This is a genomic window from Paenibacillus sp. oral taxon 786 str. D14 (genome assembly GCF_000159955.1).
Taxonomy (GTDB): Bacteria; Bacillota; Bacilli; order Paenibacillales; family Paenibacillaceae; genus Fontibacillus; species Fontibacillus phoenicis.
This window is the reverse complement of record NZ_GG695970.1, coordinates 464,293-474,842: the sequence shown is the minus strand read 5'-3', so window position 1 is coordinate 474,842 and position 10,550 is coordinate 464,293. Positions and strand designations below refer to the sequence as shown.

General features: G+C 46.4%; 7 protein-coding genes. All 7 read right to left on the bottom strand.

Features of this window, described 5'->3' with window-relative positions; all coding sequences use genetic code 11:
• Positions 1-210: 210 nt before the first annotated feature.
• On the bottom strand, positions 211-1,908 hold the full coding sequence (locus tag POTG_RS02240; protein WP_009223165.1) for an ABC transporter substrate-binding protein: 1,698 nt from the start codon (positions 1,906-1,908) through the stop codon (positions 211-213).
• Between the two features lie 79 nt (positions 1,909-1,987).
• Complete coding sequence (locus POTG_RS02235; protein WP_009223164.1) at positions 1,988-2,926, bottom strand: carbohydrate ABC transporter permease; 939 nt, start codon at positions 2,924-2,926, stop codon at positions 1,988-1,990.
• 19 nt (positions 2,927-2,945) lie between these two features.
• Complete coding sequence (locus POTG_RS02230; protein ID WP_009223163.1) at positions 2,946-3,905, bottom strand: ABC transporter permease; 960 nt, start codon at positions 3,903-3,905, stop codon at positions 2,946-2,948.
• A gap of 192 nt (positions 3,906-4,097) precedes the next feature.
• Positions 4,098-6,035, bottom strand: coding sequence for a glycosyl hydrolase (locus POTG_RS02225; RefSeq protein WP_009223162.1), 1,938 nt, complete (start codon positions 6,033-6,035; stop codon positions 4,098-4,100).
• Positions 6,036-6,090: 55 nt separating this feature from the next.
• Positions 6,091-7,674, bottom strand: coding sequence for a response regulator transcription factor (locus POTG_RS02220; RefSeq protein WP_232282210.1), 1,584 nt, complete (start codon positions 7,672-7,674; stop codon positions 6,091-6,093).
• On the bottom strand, positions 7,664-9,469 hold the full coding sequence (locus POTG_RS02215) for a cache domain-containing sensor histidine kinase (protein WP_009223160.1): 1,806 nt from the start codon (positions 9,467-9,469) through the stop codon (positions 7,664-7,666). The genes POTG_RS02220 and POTG_RS02215 overlap by 11 nt, the downstream gene beginning before the upstream one ends.
• 90 nt (positions 9,470-9,559) lie before the next feature.
• On the bottom strand, positions 9,560-10,550 hold a 991-nt coding region (locus POTG_RS02210), incomplete at its 5' end, for a glycosyl hydrolase (protein WP_232282200.1).

Sequence of the window (10,550 nt, the reverse complement as noted above, 5' to 3'; positions counted from 1 at the left end):
CACCGATAACAGCTCCTTAGAATAAGTGCTTTCTTTTTCCAATTGTACCACTTTAATATAGATTTCGTAACCTGATTCAACGATGAATCCCTATTAAGTACCTGAACATTCGGCAAAGAAAACAAAAGTCCCCTTATGACAGGCATAGACTTGTGAGCTATGCCTGCTAAGGAGACATCTTCAATATATTACATCATAAGATGATCTGTTCTATTCGCCGTACCAAAGCTTTACCCGGTTCTTAACAAACTGACCGTAAGCTTCTTCCATTTCTTCTACCCCGGCTTTTTCCAACTCCGCCATATAATCGTCCCAAATCTTATCGAACTCTTCCGGCTTAGCCATGACCGCTTCCGGAATCCTTTTCCAGGTAATGTCCTTCATCTTAGCCCCAAGAATGTTGGCGATATTATCGCTGGGCAGTGAGATATTGTAAACTGCGCCTGCCTTGCGTTCTGGGAATTCTTCCTCTTTCGGAAAAAGATCACGCCAATGCTGAACATTGTAAGCGGCCAATGCTTCTTTCTCTGGCTCACTGTAAGTGGCAGCCAGTAATTCTTCGTTATTTTTCGTGAAGTAGTTACCCGTGGAATCCTTGATTCCATCCCCGTAGTGAACCGAGAGATTCCAGTATGTCCCAAGACCCGACTCCTTCAAGTAACTGTTCCCCTCTTTATCCATTTTTTCCTGGACCTCCGGAGGGACTATTCTTTTGCCGTCTTGTACGATATAGTCAATGCCTTCAATCCCCCAGTTTATGAGGATTTGACCTTCTTCTGAAGCCAAGTAGTCCAAAAATTTAATTGCCTTCACCGGATCCTTACAGCTGCTGGAAATCGCAATTCCGTACCCACCATCAAATCCGGCTGGCCAAAAGCTGGTATCTTTGTATTCTTTGGACATTGTTACAGGATAATGACCGTATGTTTGGTCGTATTTCCCCTCCGATTTCAATGCTTGCTGCGCTTCACCATAGTCCCAGGCCGGATCGATCAAACCGAGCACCCGCCCGGAAGCCACCTTGGACAAAAACTGATCCCGCTTCTGTACAAAGCTCTCTTTATCCAGTAATCCGATATCGTTCATGTGATTCAGCCAGCGGAAATACTCCCGTTCCTCCGGACGACGGAAATGGTAAGTTACATCGAATGTTTCCTGATCTACATAGTATTCGCCGTCATCCGGCGCTCCGGTTGTAAAGAACCCCATATTCGTCACCTGGTACATATGCCAATCGTCTGCGTTTAACGTTAGCCCAATGTTTTTGTTGCCGTTTTCATCTGTCGGATGCTTATCCAGATAATCCTTTATGACCTTCTCAAAATCCTCAACTGTGCGAATCTCTGGGTAACCCGCTTCTTTGACAACGCGATGCTGTAATTGAAAACCGTAATCAGGCTTCAGTTTCCTTTCGTCTACTGAAGACCAGGTTGGTATGGCATAGATTGACGGATCTTCAAGACTGTATTGGGCGCGGACGATCTTATCGCCCAGCATTTTTTTAATATTGGGTGCATGCTCCTCGATCAGGTTCGTTAAGTCGAGGACCAGACCAACATCCACCAGCTTCCCCAAATCCGCTTTAGCTGCAATCAAATCTGGAACCTCACCGGTAGCTGCCATGATCGACACCTTCTGAGTAGGATCACCCACCGCAAACTCAGCATCCAGGATGACGCCCGTTTTCTCAGTGATCACTTTGCCGATTCGATCCTGCATATTATTCCAGTTCGCACTTGGATCTTCAGAAAAATAAGTTAACGTAATTGGACTGGAATCTGAAGCGTTATTGATTGGATCATTTTTTTCACTGGATTTAGCTCCCCCGCTGCAACCGATGAGTTGACTGAAAAGAAGTGTAGAAGCCAAGGCGGTAATAAACCCTCGTTTGGATTGCATCTTCAACATAGCTCAACCCTGCTTTCAATTAAATATGATTAGACAAGACCTGTCCTGCAAAACAAGTTATGACTATCCCCTTGTTCTATCAGCTCTTTACTGCACCAAGCGTCATCCCTTTAACAAAATACTTCTGTAAAAACGGGTAAACGACAAGAATCGGTACAGTCGCAACAATAGTAATCGCCATCTTCACAGAGTCTGGAGATACCTGAGCCATCAGTTGGCTCATATTGTCCCCTCTAACATTGTTAGCGTTCATCGAGGTGTTCTGCAGTACCTTCATCAGTTCATACTGTAACGTAGTGAGACTTTCATTGGATCCATTAAATAGATAAGTATCAAACCACGAATTCCACTGCCCGACAGCCAAAAACAAAGCAACCGTCGCTAATGCAGGCTTACAGAGCGGAAGAATAATCCTCCAATAAATCGTAAAGTCGTTCGCTCCGTCAAGTTTAGCTGATTCTTGCAGTGCGTACGGAATCCCATCGATGAAAGAACGAATGACAAAAATGTTGAATGCGCTTACAAGGCCTGGGAGAATGTACACGGCAAACGTATTAATTAAGTGCAGGTTTTTAATCAGGATGAAACCAGGAATCAAACCTCCAGAGACATACATTGTTACGGCTAGAAACACCGAAACAAATCGTCTCCCTTGAAAATCTCGCCGTGCTAGTGTATAAGCGACCATCGATCCGCTGACCAAGCCTGCTAACGTGCCCACGATCGTCCGAAGCACCGAAATTTTAAATCCCGTGATCAGTCCAGTGTAACCAAAGATCACCTTGTAATTTTCCAATGTGAACTCCCGCGGGTAAATGGTAATCCCGCCCCTAACGGTATCCACGGAATCGTTAAATGAGATAGCCAGCACATTGAGAAATGGATATAAGGTAACTACTGTAATCAATGCGATTAACACATACACAACCGCGTCAAAAATCCAATCCTGGAGAGGCTTGGAGGCCCGTTTTATTCGGTTCGTGCGATGATTGGCTATCGAGGAACCTGGTGCTGCCATATCAGATTGCCTCCTTAAGTTACATGATGCTTTCATTTGTGAATTTTTTGAACATACCGTTTGCGACGAACAGCAATACCACACAGATCACGGAATTAAAAATATTTATCGCAGTACCGAAAGAATACCGTCCCATAGATAATCCGTAATTTAGAGCATATAGGTCCAGCACCTCAGAATAATCGCTCACCATGTGGTTACCCAACAGAAACTGCTTCTCGAACCCAATTCCAACCAGATGTCCAATCGACATGATCAACAACACGATAATCGTCGGACGAATACCTGGCAGTGTAATATGCCATATCTGTCTCAACCGGCTGGCGCCATCTACTCTCGCAGCTTCGTATAACTCTGGCCCGATGCCGGAGATCGCTGCCAAGTAAATAATCGCATTCCAGCCTGTTTCCTTCCAGACATCCGCACCGGTCACAATTCCCCAAAACAGACGGCCATTGGACATGAACTGAATGGGCTCATCGATTATATGAAGGCTCATTAGTAACGAGTTAACAACACCGCCGTCCGTCGACAGCATTTTGGAGACGATTCCCGCCGCCACAACCCAAGACACGAAGTGCGGGAGATATGACACGGTCTGTACAAAACGTTTTACAAACTGAAGTCGCACCTCATTAAGCAATAATGCGAATATCACCGGGAACACAAAACCAGCCACCAGTCCCATAAAGCTCATCGCCAAGGTATTTCTAAGAACTAAGTAAAAATGGTCGTCTCTAAATAACGTCTGGAAATGCTCAAACCCGACCCACTTCTGCTCCAGAAATCCTTTACCTGGCTTATAGTTCTGAAAGGCCATTGTCCAGCCCCAGAGCGGCAGATACTGAAATACAAACACCCAGATGACGAACGGAATGGACATCATATACAGATACTTCTGGTTCCTGAACACCTTCCACCAGTGTGTCTTCTTCGCCGGCCTCACTTCAGTCCTGATTTCTGCTGTTATCGCTTTCATCTATTCGTTTCCCCCCTCTCAGTAACCATCATAAAGGATACCAGGGGGCTGAAACATAACTTGGATTCCGTAGAAATTCATCCAAAGATTTAAGATTCTTACTGTTAATTTCATTGTTTTTCAAGGAAAGGGGGCAGCCTCCCCTGACGACCCTTACCACTTCAGACCGTCCAGGGGATCATTCCCCGAGAATTACTCGGACGAGCGGGTCAGCTTCACATAATCCATGCTCACCCCGGCTCCAATCGATGGGAACTCAATTACATTCTCTCCTTTTGGCAGCGTGATCTGTCCTATAGGGATCTCCTTCCACGTCTTCGTAGCTGAAAGGGTATACTTTATCGCAGATTGGCTGTTCACAATGGCCTTGCCCTGTTTCTCGCCTTTGACTGCTTTGTATCGCACCGTAACCGTATACGTTCCCGGCGCAACATTAACCTTGAATTTCAGCTTGCCGTTTGTTCCCTTCTGACTGGAAACAAACCCTGATGTCGTAGAACGGTGTCCCTCTTCCTTAAATAGCCCGAATGGTTGTCCGTATTCCGCCTTATAAATAAGGCTAGTAAATAAATCCGCAGGCAGCTCATCAAGCGTTAAAACATAATCGTGGTGGTATACCTTATGCAAATGTTCCAACGTATTCGTCTTACCGTCTCTGATGTGGTCACCAGTCCATGTAGTAAAGAAACTCCAATCTGCCCCGTACCCCTGCAACAAATCAGGGTCTGGGATAGGGCCATTCTCCGCTAAAGCTGCGATTTTCTTGCTGCTCGTCAAAGAGAGTAATTTGTCGTATTTTGAAATATTGGGATGGTAGTCACCCGTAGGGTTGTAAATATCGACAGTAACGACATCGACAACATCATCACCCGGATACCATTCTTCCTGCACAGAGTTCCATACCCAAATCAAGTTGTTCAGCTTATGATGGTTGGTCAATCGGTCATACATCAATCTGTAGAGTTGCTTCGCCGGTTCCGGTCCCTTCGCCCCCCACCAGAACCAACCTCCTTCTGCCTCATGAAGCGGTCTCCAAAGCACGGGGACATGATGATCCTGCAAGCGCTTCAGTTGAACGGCAATTGCATCAATATCCCTGAGCAATAGCTGATAATCCTCAGACTCCGGATGTTGAAGCGCATACTCTACGTCAAAAGTAGTGAATTCGGTGTAAAATCCCCGCCACCATTCACGGTCTGGCTCATCACCGCCGATTCCCTTCGGCGCATTCCAGTGCCAGCATAAAGATACAATCCCGCCTCGTTCATGCCATTGGAGTAATTTCTCAATTTCAGAGGACACCGCTCCCTTCTCGACACGAGAAGGAGAGTAATCCATCAAATCTGATGATAAAATTGCCGGATACTTCCCAATTTGCTGGTTGATCCACTCGGCATCCTGAAGCGTATGCTGACCGGAAATAATTTTTCGTCCGTATTGGTTAAGCAAATAATTCATCAGTGCCCTGGCTTCGAGTGTCGCGTTGGGGTTGGTTAGTATATCGGTGGCCTTTAAATATCCGGGCTCCGGTGGATCTGCAAGGTCTAGCTTGATATATTCAATACCGTAGTATCCCCATCCCCGCATAAATTGGATCGTATTACTGCCGGCATTCAACATGATTTTCGTAAGCATCTTCTCTTCTCGGACTTGCTCTGCAGGCAGTGCCTCAAGCGTCAACTCCTCTGTTCCCATGCCATTCACCTGGATAACTGTTGCTTTATTGCCATATCCCTGGGGAATATAGTAACCAACCGTCAGCGCATACAAGCCAGCTTCAGGCACGTTCACCTTAAACGTGGCGCTGCCAATTGGATCGGAAGTGCTTTTATTCTCTTCGAAAAAGAATGAGACATATCCTTCACCGTTATACAGCGTATCATTTGCTTCCGGAACGCGTTCCCTCTTTTCGATGCCATATCCCTCTAATACCGCTTCCTTGTAAGTAACCGTGATGCCGGCCATCCGCTTGGCTGAAGTCTTCTCCCCCGAAGAAGAATCAGCCGCAATCGCAGCAGCGTTGTTCCCGATCACTCCCAGCAAGAACAACAAAGCCGCACAAATTACCAAACTCGATTTTCTCCATTTCATAGGCTGAACCTTGGATAAGTGTGTTTTCCTCATTTCCATTCATCCCCTCCTTATGCTTCAAGCATATGGTAAACGGGGTGCTGGAGCCATATCTTCAATTCTGACACTTTTCATTCCATGATCTCCAATCATTTCTGTAAGCGCCATCATTTTTCAGATCGGCTTTTTTTTGATAGGACGACGGAGAATGCCCTACGAGCTTTTTGAATTTGTGATGAAAATAATTCACGTTGGCATAACCAACCTGTTCAGCCACTTCGTATACTTTCATCCCTTGCCTCAGCAATTGCTTTGCTTTTTCGATTCGAACTTTGTCCAAATAAGCGTTGAAATATTCGCCCGTCTCGTTCTTAAATAGCTGACCGAGATACGAACTGCTATAGTTGAACACTTCTGACAACGTCTCCAGCTTTAAGTTCTCTTCGTAATGTCGATCGATATAGTCGAGCATGCGCCGAATTTCATTACCTCTGCTGCAATAATTGGTACAACGGGCCAACCTTTCCAAAACATCGCCGACCTTGTCGACGAGTTCCCGGAAGGTCCGTGCACCGCTAAGGTTTGCCAAAAACAGGGAGGCCCCTCCTCCCTCATATCCTGCCTCATCCCATACCTTTACAGGAACATTGCGCACTGCTTCACTGGCTAAGTAGAAGAATCGTTTGCGAACCTCCTCTTCACCTTCTCCCTGGTGAACCATCCGTGCTGCAATTCGATCCAATAAGGTACGGATCATCTCCGTCTGCCCCACCTCGACGTAATAGGAAAGGCGGAAAGCTAAATCCTCTTTAGCCGGTATTTCACCGCGTTGGTCAACCATCGAATAGCAAACCGGAGTTTCTGGAGTCAGCAGCTGCCCCCTGTCATAAAAAAAGCTGCGATCCAACAGTGAACGGGCGGTATGAAACGACATCGGAATTTCGCTCAACGAATGAACCACTTCACCTGCGGCCATGTTCATCTCATCACGCAGGTCTTCAGCTAGCAAATACATCTCACGGTAAAATCGTTCCCGTTCAAATTTACCAGCGTGTAATCTCCCGAGCAACAGTACAATCGACGAGGTCATACTCAGAACGACGCTGTTCCTGTCCGACGCACAGATCTTGTTTAGCCGCTCCCGAAAACGAACAATGCGCTCATCCTCCTCCGAACCAATGCCTGAAAAATCCAACAGTACAATCTGATATTTCGACCAGACAAGTCCAAGCGAAGCAGACAACTTATCGAGATCTTCCTTCTCGTCCAGAGAACCGGACAACAGCGAATATACCAGCCATTCCCTGGTGTATGTCTTATTTTGCTGAGCCTGCTGCTCAACCAGCCGAGCATGCAGTTTCTCGAGCAGAGCTGACATTTCTTGCTTGTTCACGGGCTTGAGTAAATATCCTTCCACACCGTATTGCATCGCGCGGCGGGCGTATTCAAAGTCAGCATAGCCGCTCAGCACAACGGCATGCACCTTCCACCCCCTTTGTCTTATCTCTTGGAGCAGTTGTAAGCCGTCCATTCCAGGCATGCGGATGTCCACCACGAGTAAATCGGGAACATCTTGCTCAAGCGACTGGAGCGCTTCTTTCCCGCTGGACGCAGTACCCACCACCTCATAACCCAGATCACTCCATGGTATCAACGTCTGCAGGCCGAGGCGTTGTTTCGGTTCATCATCAATGATCATCACAGTGAACATAGACTCCTCCCTCCTTAGGGATACAAAATGAAATTTGGGTCCCTTCCCCCTCTTGGCTTCCAATGGTCAATCCTGCGCCGTCTCCATAGATCAGCTTCAACCGGTCGTGTACGTTGCGCAAACCGATTCGCTGACCTGCTTCTTCCTCAGGTTCGTTTAACATGCGGTTCAGTTCCTGCAGTCTCTTCGGAGCAATTCCAGCACCATCGTCAAAAATGTTTACACAGACTCTGCCGTTATCATCAAAGTATGCTCGAATCAGTATCGTTGTTGCTCCCTCCTCCTTCTGTTCCAATCCATGAAGAATCGAATTCTCCACGAGAGGCTGGATAATCAAAGGGGGAATCTCAATTTCCTCGATACCCGGCTCAACTTCCAGCTTATAGTTCAACCGATCCTCATATCGGAATTTTTGCAATTCCAAATAACATTTGACCATATCAAGCTCCCTGGACAGCGAGATTTTACCGTTGTCGACTTCTAAGCCATTCCGGATCAAAGCGCTGAGCTGCCAGATTGCATGTGCAATCTCCTCCTCGCCGCGCAGATGGGCTTCCATCCGGATCGATTCCAGCGTATTAAACAGGAAATGCGGATTGATTTGGCTCGCAAGCATCTTCAACTTGATCTCGCTTTGCCTTTGTTCTAACTTCCGTTTCTGACGGTTAGCCTCATCCATTTCTTTCATCAATTGGCTTAGCCTGCCTACCAGAGCATTGAATCGCTGGGATAGCTGACCGATCTCATCCTTTCCATCCAAATCGGGATAAACCGTCCATGACCCTGTTCCAACCTTAGACATATGACGACTTAAACGCAACAGTCTACTCGTCATAAGAGTTGCTGAGGCCTGAACGAGCATGACAGCAACAAACAGGCATATTCCGATAACGAGAGCAGCATAACGAATCACCCCATTCACTTCGCGGAAGATGGCGGATTCAGAGAATACGGAGATCACGCGCAGCCCATTCCAACTGTTTGCCGGTACTAAATCGGCAATAACCACTTTGGAAGCTTTCCCGTCCACGATTGCATCAAAGCTCCCTACATTCTGAGTCAGCGTATTTGCTGCAGAATAGATTTCGGAAAAATCACTATCGTACAATTTCGAGTGATTTGCAGCTACAATACGGTTGTGGTCATCTACAATAGCGGTTGGGAAAGATTCCTGGGACAGGACGGAATCAAGCAGTTCAGTATTCACATTGATGACAAGCACGCTGTCCTTGCCAGGAACATCAAGGTTGATCCTTCGCACTAAGCTAAGATAATCTTTCTGATCACGCTCATCTTGAATGATCCCCCATCCGACCAATCCTTTCTTCGCCAGAGCTGTCTGGTACCAATCAGCCTGTATCGTTTCGTCGCTTGGCTGCATAAACTCCCAGTTGTTCAGCATCGTTGGATTTTGTGTATATAACCGGATGGCACCAACTTCCTTGTACAACCTTACATAATCACGGATATCCGTGTATTCCCGATACGTTTGAATAACTTCGATATAGCTGTCATACCTGTGGTTTGCGATCGACTTCATCCGTGTATCGTTGGATAGCTGATATGAGACATCCAATGGAACATTAATGATTTCTGCAGTCCGCTTCCGCACGCGATCAACATTATCCTCTGCTTGTTTCATGGCATTCTCAACCATGATCTCTCGTAATTTTCCAGTAAAGAAGATCCCGCATACGAGTAAGGGTATAACTGCTACCGTAATAAAAGTCAGCGATATTTTCCTTTTAATCCGAATGTCATTAAATAATCTAACAATCTTCATACGGTTGCCCCTCAAACTTCGCGAATATGAAAACAACCCCTTTTACCGACAAGGGGCTGTAACGGCCTGATGTTAATATTATAAGGTGTATCAATATAATCTGGGCAAGCGATCCAGGGTGATAGCATAGTCATGATGATACGCCCTGCGTAGTTCTTCTTTGGTTGTAAATAACTCAGACTTACCGTAATCGTTGGACCAGGTCATAAACCATAACCAAGGGACCCGTGTTTCCGCCAGCGCGGGAATACTGGGAATAGAGCCGATCTCACCTAATGCCGCCAGCTTCTCGGTTGGCGTAATTTGGATTAGCTCCTCATACTCCTGGCGAAGATCCGTGTGCTGATGGGCAGGCGGATACAAATCCCTGGAGATGATATCAACCTTGTCGTCCCCGACGTACCCTTGCGGTAACGGTGAATTCCATACCCAAATCAGATTGTTCAGTTGATGCACACGGGTATAACGGTCGAACATGATCAGATAAAGTTGCTTGGCCACCTCAGGCCCTTGACTTCCCCACCAGAACCACTCACCTTCCGCCTCATGAAAAGGTCGCCAAAGAATCGGTACTCGCTTGTCACAGAAGGGCTTAAGCAAGTCTGCCATATAATCCATATCCGATAATAACGCTTTATGCTCAGCCGTTCCTTCCACAATCGCCCGCGAAGCGTCAAAATCTGTATGTTCTGTATAAAAGCTCTTATCTTTTCCACCCATGGGTGAAAACCAGTGCCAGGTAAATGTGATCAGTCCTTTTTGGCGAGTTACCCATTCCCAGGCGTTATCCAGGGTGTTCTCGTTTTCCTTCACCTCAAGGAGGCATTCTTCACTGCTTTGAAGTCGATTAATATTCGGGGAGTAACTCAGAAGCTCAAACCCACAAAGAGCAGGCAGTTTACCTGTGGCTTCCTGAATATACTTCAATTCCTCTTGTTTTGTGGTCTGAGTATGCTGACCCGTGATAATTCCATTACCTGACAGCTCGTTAAAATAGTTTAATAACGCCTTCACTTCTTCTGTTGCATTGGGGTTGCAGGGAATCACGTTAAACATGCCTAACCCATCCTTTCCATCACCT